At 62.7% G+C, this 14,629-nt stretch carries 14 protein-coding genes and 1 pseudogene; 2 read left to right on the top strand and 13 right to left on the bottom strand.

Annotated features, from left to right (window positions below; all coding sequences use genetic code 11):
• Positions 1 to 24 precede the first annotated feature (24 nt).
• The 3 genes and pseudogenes from msbA to C8C92_RS23820 form a co-directional block, all read right to left on the bottom strand.
• Positions 25 to 1,752 (bottom strand): lipid A export permease/ATP-binding protein MsbA, encoded by a 1,728-nt coding sequence (gene msbA, locus C8C92_RS23830; protein ID WP_116745415.1) that lies wholly within the window; start codon positions 1,750 to 1,752, stop codon positions 25 to 27.
• Positions 1,753 to 1,803: 51 nt separating this feature from the next.
• A complete protein-coding gene (locus C8C92_RS23825) occupies positions 1,804 to 3,018 on the bottom strand; it encodes an O-antigen ligase family protein (RefSeq protein WP_116745414.1) in 1,215 nt (404 codons plus the stop codon).
• Between the two features lie 251 nt (positions 3,019 to 3,269).
• Positions 3,270 to 4,508, bottom strand: a pseudogene (locus C8C92_RS23820) (malic enzyme-like NAD(P)-binding protein); the annotation flags it as partial.
• Between the two features lie 206 nt (positions 4,509 to 4,714).
• Between C8C92_RS23820 and C8C92_RS23815 the strand changes: the two are divergent.
• Together C8C92_RS23815 and C8C92_RS23810 are read left to right on the top strand one after the other, a co-directional pair.
• On the top strand, positions 4,715 to 5,740 hold the full coding sequence (locus tag C8C92_RS23815; protein ID WP_116746107.1) for a LacI family DNA-binding transcriptional regulator: 1,026 nt from the start codon (positions 4,715 to 4,717) through the stop codon (positions 5,738 to 5,740).
• A gap of 429 nt (positions 5,741 to 6,169) precedes the next feature.
• The gene (locus C8C92_RS23810; RefSeq protein WP_243420341.1) at positions 6,170 to 6,709 is read left to right on the top strand and encodes a hypothetical protein; all 540 of its coding nucleotides are present in this window, start codon (positions 6,170 to 6,172) and stop codon (positions 6,707 to 6,709) included.
• Here the strand turns inward: C8C92_RS23810 and C8C92_RS23805 are convergent.
• The 10 genes from C8C92_RS23805 to C8C92_RS23760 form a co-directional block, all read right to left on the bottom strand.
• Positions 6,685 to 7,311, bottom strand: coding sequence for a LysE family translocator (locus C8C92_RS23805; protein ID WP_099762321.1), 627 nt, complete (start codon positions 7,309 to 7,311; stop codon positions 6,685 to 6,687). The two genes, C8C92_RS23810 and C8C92_RS23805, sit on opposite strands and share 25 nt — an antisense overlap.
• 79 nt (positions 7,312 to 7,390) lie before the next feature.
• The gene (locus C8C92_RS23800; RefSeq protein WP_116745413.1) at positions 7,391 to 8,179 is read right to left on the bottom strand and encodes an AraC family transcriptional regulator; all 789 of its coding nucleotides are present in this window, start codon (positions 8,177 to 8,179) and stop codon (positions 7,391 to 7,393) included.
• Between the two features lie 2 nt (positions 8,180 to 8,181).
• On the bottom strand, positions 8,182 to 9,645 hold the full coding sequence (rng, locus tag C8C92_RS23795; protein WP_010401074.1) for a ribonuclease G: 1,464 nt from the start codon (positions 9,643 to 9,645) through the stop codon (positions 8,182 to 8,184).
• Between the two features lie 43 nt (positions 9,646 to 9,688).
• Positions 9,689 to 10,309, bottom strand: a complete 621-nt coding sequence (locus C8C92_RS23790) for a Maf family protein (RefSeq protein ID WP_099762324.1) — start codon at positions 10,307 to 10,309, stop codon at positions 9,689 to 9,691.
• 8 nt (positions 10,310 to 10,317) lie between these two features.
• Positions 10,318 to 10,788, bottom strand: a complete 471-nt coding sequence (gene rlmH / locus C8C92_RS23785; protein WP_034747108.1) for a 23S rRNA (pseudouridine(1915)-N(3))-methyltransferase RlmH — start codon at positions 10,786 to 10,788, stop codon at positions 10,318 to 10,320.
• Positions 10,789 to 10,794: 6 nt separating this feature from the next.
• The gene (gene rsfS, locus C8C92_RS23780; RefSeq protein ID WP_071075674.1) at positions 10,795 to 11,481 is read right to left on the bottom strand and encodes a ribosome silencing factor; all 687 of its coding nucleotides are present in this window, start codon (positions 11,479 to 11,481) and stop codon (positions 10,795 to 10,797) included.
• On the bottom strand, positions 11,482 to 12,165 hold the full coding sequence (gene nadD, locus C8C92_RS23775; RefSeq protein WP_279340946.1) for a nicotinate (nicotinamide) nucleotide adenylyltransferase: 684 nt from the start codon (positions 12,163 to 12,165) through the stop codon (positions 11,482 to 11,484). It abuts the gene before it with no gap.
• Positions 12,162 to 13,076, bottom strand: a complete 915-nt coding sequence (hemF, locus tag C8C92_RS23770; RefSeq protein WP_116745411.1) for an oxygen-dependent coproporphyrinogen oxidase — start codon at positions 13,074 to 13,076, stop codon at positions 12,162 to 12,164. Before hemF ends, nadD begins: the two co-directional genes overlap by 4 nt.
• Before the next feature lie 101 nt (positions 13,077 to 13,177).
• Complete coding sequence (locus C8C92_RS23765; RefSeq protein WP_099762327.1) at positions 13,178 to 13,981, bottom strand: hypothetical protein; 804 nt, start codon at positions 13,979 to 13,981, stop codon at positions 13,178 to 13,180.
• On the bottom strand, positions 13,978 to 14,625 hold the full coding sequence (locus tag C8C92_RS23760) for a hypothetical protein (RefSeq protein WP_099762328.1): 648 nt from the start codon (positions 14,623 to 14,625) through the stop codon (positions 13,978 to 13,980). The genes C8C92_RS23765 and C8C92_RS23760 overlap by 4 nt, the downstream gene beginning before the upstream one ends.
• Positions 14,626 to 14,629: the final 4 nt, after the last annotated feature.

Genomic DNA, 14,629 nt, shown 5'->3' with positions numbered 1-14,629 from the left:
AGGTATTCATTCGATGGTGTCAAATTACTGCTGGGAAAATTGCAGGCGATGCAGATTGGCATACGCGCCGTTGGCATCCAATAATTGCTGGTGACAGCCGGTTTCCATTATTTTCCCATGTGACAATACCACGATACGGTCCGCACGTTCAATTGTTGATAGCCGATGAGCAATAACTAAGGTGGTTTTACCTTGCATCAGGTATTCCAGTGCCGCTTGCACGGCCCGTTCCGCCTCCGTATCCAGTGCCGAGGTGGCTTCATCAAGGATCAGGATGGGCGCATCCTTGTAGATGGCGCGGGCGATGGCCACGCGCTGGCGCTGGCCGCCGGACAGGCGCGAGCCGTTGTCGCCCAAGCGTGTTTCCAGGCCATCGGGCAAGCCGTCGATGACGTCCGACAGGAAGGCGGCCGTGGCGGCCGCTTCGATGCGCTGCTGGTCCGGGGCCGCATCGCCATACGCGATATTCGCGGCCAGGGTATCGTCGAACAGTACCACCTGCTGGCTGACCATGGCGATCTGGCTGCGCAGGCTGGTCAGGGTGATGGCGTCGATATTCTGACCATCGAGCAAGATCTCGCCACTGCTGGCCGAGTAAAAGCCGGGCAGCAGGCTGACCAGAGTCGATTTGCCGCCGCCGGACATGCCGACAAAGGCGACCGTTTGTCCTGGCGCGATGCTCAGATCGATGTGCCGCAGGGCAGGCTCCTGATGTCCAGGGTAGGCAAAGCTCACGTCCTTGAATTCGATGCGGCCTTTGCTGCGGTCAGCGAGCGGCTTGCCACCCGTGCGTTCCGGCGTCTTGTCGATCAGCTGGAAGACTTCCTCGGCGGCGGCCATGCCGCGCTGCAGGGGGCCATTGACTTCGGCCAGCTGTTTTAACGGTGTCAGCAGCATCAGCATGGCCGTGATGAAGGAGACGAAGCCGCCGACCGTGATTTGGCCCTGTTCCGACTGAAACAGGGCCATCACGATGACCAGGGCCACGGCGGCGGCCGTGATCACCTGGGTGATGGGCACGGTGGCGGAAAAGGTCGTCGTCATGCGCATGCTGTAGCGGCGCAATTGCTCGGCACGCTCTTCGAAGCGCGATTTTTCGTAGTCCTGGCCGCCAAAGATCTTGATCACTTGCTGGGCGCGCGTGGTTTCCTCGATGACCTGGGTCAGCTCGGCATTGACGGCCAGCGAGTCGCGGTTGAGTTTTTTCAGGCGCTTGCCCGTGGTGCGCACGACGACGGTCAGCAGGGGCAGCAGCACCAGGGTCACCAGGGTCAGCACCCAGTTCAGGTACAGCAGCCACGCCAGCAGGCCCAGCACGGTCAGCGAGGAGCGCACGATCGACGTAAACACCTTGGTCACCATTTCGATGATCTGCTGCACTTCAAACATGATGGAGTTGATGACTTTGCCCACCGTGTGCGTGTTATAGAAGTCGATGGGCAAGTTCAGCATGCTGGCAAACATCCTGCGCCGCAGTTCGTTGAGGATGCGTGTGGAGACATAGCTCATCAGGTAACTGCTGGCAAACGTCGATGCGCCGCGGATGGCAAAGATACCGATGACGATCAGCGGCACCAGCCAGAAGGAAAAATTCACCTTGCCGCCAAAGCCATTGTCGAGCAGCAGCTTGAGCGCATACGGCAACAGCGGCTCCGTGGCCGCCGTGGCGACCATCGCCAGCAAGGCCAGGGCCAGATGTTTCTTATAGGGCGCGTGCAGCGCGGTGAGGCGCTTCAGGTCGGGCGTGAGCATCGGTATGGTTCCTTGCAGGGGACAGCAAAAACGGTCAGGCGGAAAACGAGCTCAGGGAGTGCGTTCTTGCTGGCGCAGCATGGACCACAATATCACCATCGGGAAAACCAGCATGATGATGCCGATATTTAAGGTGAGCGAGCTCGTTGTCAGGCCAAAAATCATGTAGCACGCGCATAGCACCACGCCGGCCAGCGCATAGGGCTGGGCCGCAGCGCTGTCGCGCCGCAAGGAGCGCGCGAAGAGCGCCAGCGGCACCAGGAACAGGGTTAGCAGGGCCAGTACGCCGGTGATGCCGCGCTTGACCAGCACATCCAGGTAATCGTTATGGGCATTTGTATAGTTACGGATCACTGCAGTCATTTTCCCCTCGTCCGCCAGCGCATATTTTCGCGCCAGGTAGCCCGTGCGTCCCATGCCTGTCCATATATTATGCGCGTCGACCATTTGCAGGGTCATGCGCCACATTTCCAGGCGTTCTCCGATGGAAGTGTTGATATTGTCATTGTTGTCGAACTTTTCCAGCTCGCTCATGGCGGTGGTTGTACGTTCGCGTAATGTCGAGTTCGGCATGAGATAGGCTGCGGCCCCTATGGCGAACAGGAGCGCCAAGGCGCCGCCAAGGTAACGTTGTCCATGTGCCTTGGCGTAGTGGACGGCGATGCAGCAGATACATATGGGTAGGGCGAGCCAGCCACTACGACTGCCGCTGATAAGGGAACCAAGGATGCCTGCCAGGCCGGCAGCGAGCAATAGAAGCGTCCAGGCCGTGCGCTGGCTCTGCGCGCGCGCCCAGCCCAGGCCGCATAGTGCAAGCATACCGAACAGCATGCTGACATTCCCGTAATGGATGGCATTGCTGGTTGCGGCCAGAGGACGTTCCATCTGCAGCGCGAGCAGCTGCCAGGTCGCCAGCATGACGCCAGCGATGGCACCGATGGACAGGCCGCCCCACCAGGCAGCGGGCGCAGGCGGATATGCAAGCAGCAGCAGCAGTACCGGCACGGCCAGCAGCGCCCTTAATGGTATGTCGAATTCGCGTCCAGGATCGCCGTGATACAGCATATTGGCGGTGAAAATAAGGAAATAGGCCAGCATCACGCCCATCAGCAGATAGTCCCGTCGCTGCAGATGCAGACGGGGGCGTTTCCAAAGCAGCCAGCTGCTGGCCAGCAACAGCACCAGCGCGCCAAGGGAGTATCCGCTGTTGACAGCCAGCGCCAATGCCGAAAAGAGAAAAACACAAACAGAGGTCAGGCCGAGCATGAAAATCCTTGGTAACGCACGTCATCGCCATTCTGGCAACTGTAGCAACATAAAGTAGGCGTCATTGTAATCGAAGGTGGCTGCAAAAACGCCTCCACGGAATTTGCTTTTTGATAACTATGTGCGCAATCTCAAGGGCGAAATGAAAAAACCATGGTTTTCAGCCATGGTTTTTTTGTAAGCAATGGTAACTTGCTGCTATTTTGCCAAGCCCGGCAGACCGCTCATGCGTTTCAGGCGCTGGCCGGCACGCGCGTGGCCACGCCGGTGGCGATGGCCGCTTGCGACACGGCAGGCGCGACCCAGCTGCGCAGGCGCTCGTCGAACGGCGACGGTATCAGTTGCAGCGGGCTCAAGGCGCTGGTTTCGTGGCCCGGCAATGGTTCTTTTGCCAGCGCGGCGATGGCGCGCACGCAGGCCAGCTTCATCTCTTCGTTGATGGTGGTGGCGCCCACGTCGAGCGCGCCGCGGAAGATGTACGGGAAGCACAGCACGTTGTTGATCTGGTTCGGGTAATCCGAGCGCCCCGTGGCCACGATGGCGTCGTCGCGCACGGCATGCACCTTTTCCGGGGCGATTTCCGGATGCGGATTGGCCAGGGCGAAGATCAGCGGCTTGGCGGCCATCGATTCGACCATCTGCGCGCTGACCACGCCGCCCTTCGAGACGCCGATGAAGATGTCGGCGCCGAGCATGGCGTCGGCCAGGTCGCGGTCGCTCGTGTCGTTCGCGTAGCGCGCCTTGTTCTCCTCCATATTGGCATCGCGGCCCGGGTAGATCACGCCCTGGCTGTCGCACACTTTCAGCAGCGACTTGTTCAGGCCCAGCGAGACGAGCAGGTCCAGGCAGGCGATCGAGGCGGCGCCTGCGCCCGAGACGGCCACTTTCACATTGCCGATATCCTTGCCCACCAGTTCCAGGCCGTTCAGGATGCCGGCTGCGACGATGATGGCCGTGCCGTGCTGGTCGTCGTGGAAGACGGGAATGTTCATGCGCTTGCGCAATTGCTGCTCGATATAGAAGCAATCGGGCGCCTTGATGTCTTCCAGGTTGATGCCGCCGAAGGTCGGCTCCATGCGCACCACGGTGTCGATGAACAGGTCGGGATCGTTCTCGGCCAGTTCGATGTCGAACACGTCGACGTCGGCAAATTGCTTGAACAGGCAAGCCTTGCCTTCCATCACCGGTTTGCTGGCCAGCGGGCCGATATCGCCCAGGCCCAGCACCGCCGTGCCATTCGTGATCACGGCCACCAGGTTGCTGCGCGAGGTGTAGATGCCGGCCGTGCGCGGATCTTCCACGATGGCTTCGCAGGCGAAGGCCACGCCTGGCGAGTATGCCAGGGTCAGGGCGCGGGCGTCGCCCAGCGGTTTGGTTGGCGTCACGGAAATCTTGCCTGCGCGGGGTTCCGCGTGATAGGCGAGGGCGGCTTCTTTCAGGTTGAAGGTTTCGCCGTTCTGTTCGGCGTGCTTGCTGTGGGAAGTAGACATAAGAATTCTGGGAAGGGCAACCAGGCCCGAGTGGTCAATCCGGGCCATGTTATGCAAGCGTTTGCACGCTGTCAAGGCTGGATTGTACTTAACAGTCTCAAAACCGCTTTGGGCAACGGCATTATTTCAATGCAAGCGTTTGCTCGGTTTTTGACGGCATGGGCATTTTTTGCGATAAAATCAGCGTATTGCGATCCGGGAAGCCCATGACAAACAAGAACCCCACCTTAAGCGACGTCGCGCGGGCCAGCGGCGTGCACTTTTCCACCGTCTCGCGCGTGATGAACCCGGCAACGCGGCAAATGGTCAGCGCCGAGGTGGCGACGCGCGTGCTGGCCGAAGCGGGCCGGCTCGGTTACCGGCCCAACCGCGCCGCCTCCACCCTGGTCACGCGCAAGTCGCGCATCATCGGCGTAGTCTTGCCCGACATAACCAACGCGGTATTCCCGCCTATCCTGCTGGGCATCGAGGAAGGCTTGCGCAAGCATGGCTATCTGGCCATCGTCGCCAACGTGGGTGCCGACGAGCAAGAGCAGCTGTTCGTCATCAACCGCCTGCTGGGGCAGCAGGTCGACGGCCTGATTTTGGCTACCGCACGGCGCCACGATCCCGTCATCAAGATGTGCATCGACCAGAATGTGCCTGTCGTCACCGTCAACCGCAGCGACGAGACGGGCGTCGCTTCCTGCGTCGTCAGCGACGACGTGGTCGGCATGCGCCTGGCCGTCGAGCACTTGCTGGCGCTGGGCCACCGCCATATCGCGCACATTGCCGGCCCGGAAAACCTGTCCACGGGGCATGTGCGCCGCCTCGGTTTCCTGGCCGCCATCCAGGCCAGCGAGCTCGATCCCTCGCACGCCTTCGTGTTTGAAAGCAGCGGCTATTCGCGCGAATGCGGCAAGGCGGCCCTGCTGGCGCTGTTGCGCCAGTCGCCGCAGACGACGGCCGTGGTGACGGGCAGCGACCTGGTGGCCCTCGGCTGCTACGATGCCATCCGCGAACTGGGCTTGAGCTGCCCGGACGATATTTCCGTGGTGGGCCACAACGACATGCCGTACATGGACATGATCCGTCCACCGCTCACCACTATCCGCATCCGCCACCACGGCATCGGCACGGAAGCGGCGCGGCTGATCCTGCAAACCATCGCCTCGCCCGATTCCGCGGTGCTCGACGTGCGCCTGAAACCCGAGCTGGTGGTGCGCGAATCGACGGCGCCGCCGCGCGCTTGAACCGCCTCCGTTCCCCGGCTTGCCATTCCACTGGCGAACACCTGCTGACATGCAGGATCGTCCTGCGCCATCTGCTATAGTGAAATGCCAGACGCTATCGTTGGCCTGGCATTGCCGGCTGTGTTGGCCGGCTCAACGATGGTCATCTGTGCTCAATCTCACTTGACTAAGGAACTACATTGAAAACACCTTCTCCCCGTAAGATGCGCATGGCGCTCCTCGTGTTCAGCGTCGCCAACTTGCTGATGCTGTCAGGCTGCACTTGGCCGATCTTTAGAAACTGAGCCATCGGCGCCTGGCACGCGCACCAAAGGTGTCGCACCGTCCTGCTCCCGCCTGGCATGGCATGAAAGCGGCCGCAAGGTGTGCCGCTGCTGCCGCATGGTGTTAAACTGGCGGCCCTCATTGTTTCCCTTGCCCTCCATCGCCATGACAAAAACCACCACGCCTTCCCCGAAACGCCGCGAAGAGGGCGTCGCCAAGCTGACCGTCAATCCCTTCCTCGACGCCGAGTTTTACGCACGCATGCGCGATTACACGGAGCGCGATGCGGCCATCATCAAGGAATTGAAGGCGATCGCCGAAATTCGCGCTGGCAACAAGCAGCCCGATCCCCGCCTGGCGCCGTCGCTGCAAGCCCTGCGCGATACCGTCAAGAAAGGATTGAGCTTTGGCGAGATGCTGGAGCGCATGGCCGCCGGCAAGGAAAAAGGCCTGTGGGAACCGTGGATGACGACCTTCGGCATCGAGATCCGTGCCGTCAACTACGGCGCCGGCCCGCGCAACGCCTGCCTGGTGCTGGACCTGGCTGCAAATGCCCCCGCGCACGCGATGTTCGCCAAGGCCGGCATCCAGAACTGGCGCAGCCTGGCCGCCGACGACTGCTCCGTCGTGCGTTCGGAAAAAGCCACGGAAACGTCGCCACTGAAAGTGTACGCCGTGTTTTACCTGGATCCATTGCCGGCCTGATCCGCCAACAGCACCACCGCCAGCACGATCAGCATCACGCCCGACAGCCGCTCCAGCAGCGGCAGCGCGCGCGCAAAGCGCTGCCGCAGGGCGCTGCTGCCGATGGCCAGCGCCACCGCCATATCCCACGCCAGCACGGCAACGATCATCCACGCGCCATACGCCACCATCGCCACGGGACTCGTCTGCCTGGCGGCCAGCACGGTGGCCAGGCTGACGTAGAACAGCGCATTCTTCGGGTTCAGGATGGCGGAGACAAACCCCATCGCGACACCGCCGGGCCAGCGCGCCTTGCCGGTGGCGGGCTTGGCATCCAGGCGGCTCTTGCCCGCATGGCGCAGGAACAGCCAGCCCAGGTACAGCAGATAGGCGCATCCGGCCAGCCGCACCAGCATGAATGCCGTACTGCCTGCCTTGAGCACCGATAGTCCCGCAAACGCCGCCACGATAAACACCGCATTGGCCAGCGTAATGCCCACGCATGTGCCGGCTGCGCCGCGCCAGCCGTGGGCCAGCGAGGTGCGTGCGATCAGGAAAAAATCGGGACCGGGCGACAGCAGGGAAAGAAAGTGGGCGGCGGCGATGAAGAGGAAATCGTGCATGGAGGTTGGCTCCGGCAATGGCGATGCGCGAGTATGCCGGGGCTGACGACAGCCTGTATTGAAGAAAATTGCGGGCGCCTCAGCTGCCCTGGCCGCGATAGCGTCCCGGCGTGATGCCCGCATGCGCCTTGAAGACACGCTGCAGATGGCTCTGGTCGGCAAAACCCAGTTCATGCGCCAGCTGCGCCAGCGCCGTGCCTGCCTGCAAGCGGCTGCGCGCGCGGTTGACGTGCATATTCAGCTGGTAGGCATGCGGCGTCATGCCCGTGGCGGCGCGAAAAGCGCGGATCAATTGATACGGGCTCAGGCCCGCCGCTTGCGCCAGCTGCTGCAGGCTGGCTGAAGGGCGCGCCTGCAGCGTTGCGAGCACGGGCGCCAGTTGCAGCGGCAGCGGCTTGCGTTCCGAGGGCAGCAGGTCTGCACGGGTATCGGCGCAAGCGCCCAGGAACGCCAGCAGCGCCGCCTCCTTCTCGGCCGCGCCGGCGCTTGAAAACAGCAGCGCATGCATGGCGCAAAACTGTGCGTACAGCCGCGGGCAGTGCAACACCGTCGCCGTGTCGCCATCGAGCGCCGGCGCGTGTGCTTGCAGCCACCGCGCATCGAGATGCAGCATCTGGTAGCTCCAGAAGGCGTCAGGCAGGGGATTGCAGGCGTGCACGCAGCCGGCCGGCACCAGCACCAGGCTGCCATTGCCGAGGGCGACCTGGCCGTCTTTGCTGCCCGTAAAGATGCTGCCGCCAGCGTCGACGGCACCAATCGAAAACGTGGGATGGCTGTGCGGCTTGTAGCACGCCCGGCTGTGGCAGGCGCGCCGGCTCTCCACGTGGGGCAGCGCCGGGTCGCGCCAGAAGGCGGTGGTGCCCGGCATGGCTACATCAGGATCACGTCGTACTGCTCCTGGTGGTAGGCATTTTCCACCTGCAGCGAGATTTTCTTGCCGATGAAATCACCGAGCATGGCCAGGTGCTGCGATTCTTCCTCTAAAAACAAATCCACGACTTCCTGCGAGGCGAGGATGCGGAACTCGCGCGGGTTGAACTGTTTTGCTTCGCGCAGCAGTTCGCGCAGGATTTCATAGCAGATCGTGCGCGAGGTCTTGACTTGTCCCTTGCCGGCGCAGGCGGGGCACGGTTCGCACAGGATGTGGGCGAGCGATTCGCGCGTGCGCTTGCGCGTCATTTCCACCAGGCCCAGCGGCGAGAAATTGCTCACCGATACCTTGGTGCGGTCGCGCGACAAGGTGCGTTTCAGCTCGGCCAGCACGGCGTTGCGGTGCTCGGCATTGTCCATGTCGATGAAGTCGAGGATGATGATGCCGCCCAGGTTGCGCAAGCGCAGCTGGCGTGCGATGGCGTGCGCCGCTTCCAGGTTGGTCTTGAAAATCGTGTCGGCGAAATTGCGCCCGCCCACAAAACCGCCCGTGTTGACGTCGATGGTGGTCATCGCTTCCGTCTGGTCGACGATCAGGTAGCCGCCCGATTTCAGGTCGACCCGGCGCCCCAGTGCGCGCAAAATTTCTTCTTCCACGCCATATAGATCGAACAGGGGGCGCTCGCCCGTGTAGTGCTGCAGGCGCGTCAGTTCGCTGGGCGTGTAGATTTCCGCGAATTCGCGCAATTTCACATAGTTTTCGCGCGAGTCGACCTGGATGGTGGCCGTTTCATCGCCGACGAAGTCGCGCAGCACGCGCTGCGCCAGGCTCAAGTCCTGGTGCAGCAGGCTGGTGGCGGGACGCGTGCGCGCACCGTGCGTGATGGTGCTCCAGGTCTTGCGCAGGTAGTCGACGTCCGCCTTCAGGTCCGCGTCGGACGCGTCTTCGGCCATGGTGCGCACGATGTAGCCGCCCTTTTCATCGGGCGGCAGCAGGCTTTGCAGGCGCACGCGCAATTGCTCGCGTTCCGCTTCCTTCTCGATTTTCTGCGAGATACCGATGTGCTTGTCTTGCGGCAGGTACACCAGCATGCGCCCGGCGATGGAGATCTGCGTCGACAGGCGCGCACCCTTGGTGCCGATCGGGTCCTTGATCACCTGCACCGTCAGCACCTGGCCGTCAAAGAGGATTTTTTCAATGGGAGCGGGCGTGGTGTTCTGGCCATCGTGGCCGCGCGCTTCCCAGATATCGGCCACGTGCAAAAACGCGGCGCGCTCCAGGCCGATGTCGATGAAGGCCGATTGCATGCCCGGCAACACCCGCACCACTTTGCCGGAATACACATTGCCGGCCAGGCCGCGCGTGAGCGTGCGCTCGATGTGCAATTCCTGCACGGCGCCCTGGAGGATGAGGGCGACGCGGGTTTCTTGCGGCGTGATATTGATCAGGATGTCTTCGTTCATGGAGGCGGGGAAGTGGAGGCAACGAATGACATCATACCCGGGATCAGGGCAGGGGCAAACCTGCTTCACGCAGCAATTGCGCCGTCTCGTACAGGGGCAGGCCCATGATGCCGGAATGGCTGCCTTCGATATGCTCGACGAACAGCGCGGCGCTGCCCTGGATGCCGTAGCCGCCGGCCTTGTCGTACGGTTCCGGCGTGGCGCAATACGCGGCGATGGACGCGGGCGAGAGCACGCCGAAGCGCACTTGCGACACCTGCGTACGCTGCTCGGCGAAGTTTTTGTAGTGCACGGCGATCGAGGTGAGTACCTGATGCGTGCGGCCCGACAGTTGCTGCAGCATCGCCACGGCTTCCGCGCGGTCGGCCGGCTTGCCGAGGATGATGCCGTCGATGGTGACGGTGGTGTCGGCCGCCAGCACGGGGCGCGCTGTCAGGTGGCGACGGCGCACCAGGTCCCAGGCGAAGGCGGCTTTTTCATTCGACACGCGGGCGACATAGTCGAGCGCCGACTCGCCGGGAAGGACTTCCTCGGTGACGTCGGCGCCGCGCGGGCCGTCGCTGCGCAGTAGCAGCAATTCGAAATCGATGCCGATCTGACGCAGCAGTTCGCGCCGGCGCGGACTTTTGGAAGCGAGGTAGATCTTGTGATCAGCCGTTTTCATGGGGGAGTTCAGACGCGGTGATAGGGGTGGTTTTGCGTGATCGACCAGGCACGATACAGCTGCTCGGCGAGGATCACGCGCACCACGCCGTGCGGCAGGGTCATGCTGGAAATGCGCAGCATGCCTTCGGCACGCGCCTTGAGCTGCGGATCGAGGCCGTCGGCACCGCCGATCAAAAAGGCGGTGTCGCGGCCATCCTGCTGCCACGCCATCAACTGCTGCGACAGGCCGACGCTGGTCAGGTCCTTGCCGCGTTCGTCGAGGGCGATGATGCGCACGCCCTTGGGCAGGACGGCTTCGATACGTTCGCGTTCCAGCGCCATCGCCGTAGCGGCGGTCTTGCTGCCGGAACGCTCCACCGGCTTGATTTCTTTCAGCACGATGCGCAGTTCCGGCGGCATGCGCTTCGCGTATTCCGCGAAGCCCGTCTCTATCCAGGCCGGCATTTTATGGCCGACCGCAGCGATGATGAGCTGCATCGACGCTTACGCTTCGACTTTTTTGATACGCTTGATCACGGTTTTTGCCGGTGCAGCATCGGCTGCCGGTTTGGCCGCGCGCGGGGTGCGCACTTTTTTCTCTGGCAGCGCTTTCAAGGCTTTCACGGCAGCCGCTTCGGTCTTGGTCGGCGCGATTTTCACGGTCTTGCCGACAGCTTTCGAGGCGGCTTTTTTCGCCGGGGCTTTCTTGGCGGCGGTGGCTGCCGTGGCTTTCTTCGCTGGTGTTTTCTTTTCGATCACGGGCGAAACTTCGACCTTGGCTTTGCTCGCTGCCAGATGGCCGCTGATTTTCTTCGGCTCGTCGTCGCCGGCTTTTTTCGGCGCACGCTTGGCGGCACCCAGCTTGATCGGGGTATCGCCCCAGATTTCTTCCAGGCGGTAGTAGGCGCGGATAGGAGCTTGCATGATGTGGACGATCATGTCGCCCAGATCGACCAGCACCCATTCACCCGTTTCCTCGCCTTCCATGCCGATGATCTGGCCGCCGGCGTCCTTGACCTTGTCGCGCACCGAGGCGGCCAGCGCCTTGGTTTGACGGTTCGAGGTACCGGAGACGATCGCGATGCGGTCGAACAGGCTGGTCAGGTGACTCGTTTCGAAGACGGCGATGTCTTGGCCTTTGACGTCTTCAAGGGCGTCAACGACGAGGGTTTGCAGTTTTTTGATGTCCATTTAGCTTTTGTATAAATTATGTTGTTCAATATAGTCTAGCACTAGCGGGGAAACAAGCGAGTTTGCCCGATTCCCCCGTTGTAATGCCGCACGTATTTCGGTGGCGGAGATATCCACCGCGAAGTCCTGTGCCAGATAAGTCAGACCGTGCGGCGTGTTGCGGATGCTGTCCAGCGACCCCAGGCGGCGCGAAAACTCGTCGGCGACCACTTGCGGTACTGCTGTGTCATTCAGCGCGAAGCCTGGGCGGGCCGCGACGCAGATATGCGCGTATTCAAATAATTGCTGCCATTCGCGCCATGTCGCGAGCCGCTGCAGCTGGTCGGCGCCCATCAGGAAAACGATGCAAGCGCGCGCTCCCAGCTCGGCGCGTACCTGGCGCAAGGTATCGATGGTGTAGCTGGCCTGGCCATGTTCGCTGCGCTCGATTTCCTGGCGGTCGATCACCACGGGCAGGGGCAGGCCGGCAAAAGCCAGGCCGGCCATCTCGGCGCGCTGCTGGCCGGTGGCGCCCAGCTTGCTCTTTTGCCAGGGCGCGCCCGCCGGAATCACGCGCAGCTCATCGGCGTGCAGCAGGCTGGAAAAATGCGTGCCCAGCGCGACATGGCCCATGTGCACCGGATCGTAGCTGCCGCCCAGCAGCGTCACGCATGCCGTACTACCCGCCGTGCCAACTTCGGTCACGCCTGCAGCCAGTCGCGATGCACGAGGAAGTCAGTATACAACGCCGCTTCGGGACTGCCCGCTTCCGGGTGCCAGTCGTAGCGCCACTTGACCACGGGCGGCATCGACATCAGGATCGCCTCGGTGCGTCCGCCCGACTGCAGGCCGAACAGGGTGCCGCGGTCAAACACCAGGTTGAACTCGACATAGCGTCCGCGCCGGTAGCACTGGAAATCGCGTTCGCGTTCGCCGTAAGGCGTATCCTTGCGCCGCGCCAGGATCGGCACATAGGCGTCGATGAAGGCGTCGCCGGCGCTGCGCATCATCGCGAAACTGTCTTCAAAGCCCAGGGCATTGAAGTCGTCGAAGAAGATGCCGCCGGCGCCGCGCGCTTCGCGCCGGTGCTTCAGGTAGAAATAATCATCGCACCACTGCTTGAACTTCGGATGCAGCTGCGCGCCAAACGGCGCCAGCGCATCATGGCACACCTGGTGAAAGTGCTTCACGTCGCCCGCGTCGCCGTAGTACGGCGTCAGGTCCATGCCGCCGCCGAACCACCATACGGGAGCGCCATCGGCATTCACGGTGCTGAAAAAACGCACGTTCATGTGCACCGTGGGCGCGTAGGGATTGCGCGGATGCAGCACCAGCGACACGCCCATCGCTTCCCACGCCTTGCCACCGAGTTCAGGGCGCGCGGCCGCTGCCGATGGCGGCAGTGCGGCGCCGGTGACGTGCGAAAAATTCACGCCGCCACGCTCGAACACATTGCCTTCCTCGATCAGCCGCGAAATGCCGCCACCGCCCTCGGGGCGCTGCCAGGCATCGGTCAGGAAAGGCTTGCCGTCCTGCGCTTCGAGCGCCTGCACGATACGGCTTTGCAAATCGAGCAAATAGGCTTTGACGGCCGAAGGAGAGGGAGTTGACGACATCGCGTGGGCCGACGAGGCCGAAATAAAAAAGTAAGGACGGATTGTACCCTGTAACGGATTTTTGTGATAGCAAAACCGGCGATGCTGTTGCCGGCCCTGCTTTACTGAGGCGGCTTGTCCTGTATGACCTGCACCTCGAATTGGGGCGCATCCGCGCCTGGCTGGCGGGCGCCCTCCAGCATGCTTGCCGCGCGCTGTTGCAGGTCCGTGCGTTCGATCGTGTCGGCCGGCTGCGCCAGCGGTGCCACAGGCACTGCTTGCTCGCGCTTGAACCATGCGCGTCCTGCATACGTCAGCATCGTCAGTATCGCCAGCAGCAGTGCCGCAGCCATGATGGTGGAAGGGCGCGGGCGGGGCCGGCCATATTGAGTCGGCGGTTTGCCTGCGGCGTCGACGATCAAGCGCGCCAGTTGCGAGCCGTTCGCGCGCGTGCGCGCTTGCAGCTCCTTGTATTGCAGCGGCGATAGCGTGCCCTGTTTCAGCATGTGGCGCAAGGCCGTGACGGGCGTGGCGGCAAGGTGATCGGCAGGCAGGCTGTCGTGGGCGGCGTCGCGCTGCCAGGCGTTGATCAGGTTCTGCTGGTGCAGCGCATCGACGGCTTGCCGGTTCACCTGCCGCAGCGCGGCGCTGGCCAGTTCCCGGCGTGGTTCATCGGCGGGCAGCTTGCGCAGCATCCTGAAAAAACGCTCCTCGGGCACCAGTTCGGCGCCCAGCAGCCAGGCCAGCGTCTTGATCTGGTCGGCACTCATCGCCAGTTCGGGCACATCGATGTCTTCGGCGGCGTTGTGCGCGCGCTGGATCTCAATGATCTGCAGCTCGGCCAGCGTATCGTCGTATTCGTCGCTGGTGATCAGGTCCAGTTGCCGCAGTTCGCCGAGCGGTTTGAGGCGCGGATCGGTGCTCATGGCCGCAGGCCTCCGGTCACAACACCGTAAAGCACGGACATCACCAGGATCATGCCCAGCACGATCAAGGCGCCTTTCCAGGCCGGTGGCCGCTTGTACGGGATGCGGTCGTGACCATGACGCAGCCTGGACGCTTCCATGATTTCGCGCGCCAGTGCGCTGCCATGTTCACGCACGTGCGCTTCCAGCGCCTCGAACTGCGCCGTGGGCAGGATGTCGTTTACCACCAGCCAGCGCATGGCGATCCACGGCGTATACAACATGCGGTCGGCCGGCACCGCCGCATGTGCAGCATCGCGCTGGAACTGGTTCAGCAAATCGAGCTCGTACAAGGCGTCGACCTCGCGGCGGTTGTAGTACCGCACCCCCTCTGCTGCCAGCGCCTGTTGCCGGGGTGGCAGTGTGGCCGCGCGCTTGTCGAAGTCATTCTTGGGCAGCAGATCGGTCAGCAGCAGCCAGCCCAGGGTGGTGGCCAGGTCGGCGTCCTGCGCCAGTTCCGGCATGTCGACCGGCTCCTCTGGCGGGTGCAGGCGCTCATGGGCGGCGACATCGCGTTCCGAGTTGGCCTCGTCGAGTTCCTGCGCGGTGATCAGGCCCAGCTGGTGCAGCTGGTCCAGCGATGCGTGGGGCGGTTCGGTATGCATGAAT

Origin of the sequence: Janthinobacterium sp. 78 (genome assembly GCF_003096775.1) — a bacterium.
GTDB classification, from domain to species: Bacteria; Pseudomonadota; Gammaproteobacteria; order Burkholderiales; family Burkholderiaceae_D; genus Janthinobacterium; species Janthinobacterium tructae.
This window is presented reverse-complemented; position numbering and strand designations above follow the sequence as displayed.

Bases quoted from the DNA above. Each gene is read 5' to 3' on its own strand.
- C8C92_RS23760 (WP_099762328.1), bottom strand. From the start codon at position 14,625: ATGCATACCGAACCGCCCCACGCATCGCTGGACCAGCTGCACCAGCTG.
- rng (WP_010401074.1), bottom strand. From the start codon at position 9,645: ATGAACGAAGACATCCTGATCAATATCACGCCGCAAGAAACCCGCGTC.
- C8C92_RS23800 (WP_116745413.1), bottom strand. From the start codon at position 8,179: ATGCCGGGCACCACCGCCTTCTGGCGCGACCCGGCGCTGCCCCACGTG.
- C8C92_RS23815 (WP_116746107.1), top strand. From the start codon at position 4,715: ATGACAAACAAGAACCCCACCTTAAGCGACGTCGCGCGGGCCAGCGGC.
- C8C92_RS23825 (WP_116745414.1), bottom strand. From the start codon at position 3,018: ATGCTCGGCCTGACCTCTGTTTGTGTTTTTCTCTTTTCGGCATTGGCG.
- msbA (WP_116745415.1), bottom strand. From the start codon at position 1,752: ATGCTCACGCCCGACCTGAAGCGCCTCACCGCGCTGCACGCGCCCTAT.
- C8C92_RS23805 (WP_099762321.1), bottom strand. From the start codon at position 7,311: ATGCACGATTTCCTCTTCATCGCCGCCGCCCACTTTCTTTCCCTGCTG.
- C8C92_RS23790 (WP_099762324.1), bottom strand. From the start codon at position 10,309: ATGAAAACGGCTGATCACAAGATCTACCTCGCTTCCAAAAGTCCGCGC.
- rlmH (WP_034747108.1), bottom strand. From the start codon at position 10,788: ATGCAGCTCATCATCGCTGCGGTCGGCCATAAAATGCCGGCCTGGATA.
- C8C92_RS23810 (WP_243420341.1), top strand. From the start codon at position 6,170: ATGACAAAAACCACCACGCCTTCCCCGAAACGCCGCGAAGAGGGCGTC.
- rsfS (WP_071075674.1), bottom strand. From the start codon at position 11,481: ATGGACATCAAAAAACTGCAAACCCTCGTCGTTGACGCCCTTGAAGAC.
- hemF (WP_116745411.1), bottom strand. From the start codon at position 13,076: ATGTCGTCAACTCCCTCTCCTTCGGCCGTCAAAGCCTATTTGCTCGAT.
- C8C92_RS23765 (WP_099762327.1), bottom strand. From the start codon at position 13,981: ATGAGCACCGATCCGCGCCTCAAACCGCTCGGCGAACTGCGGCAACTG.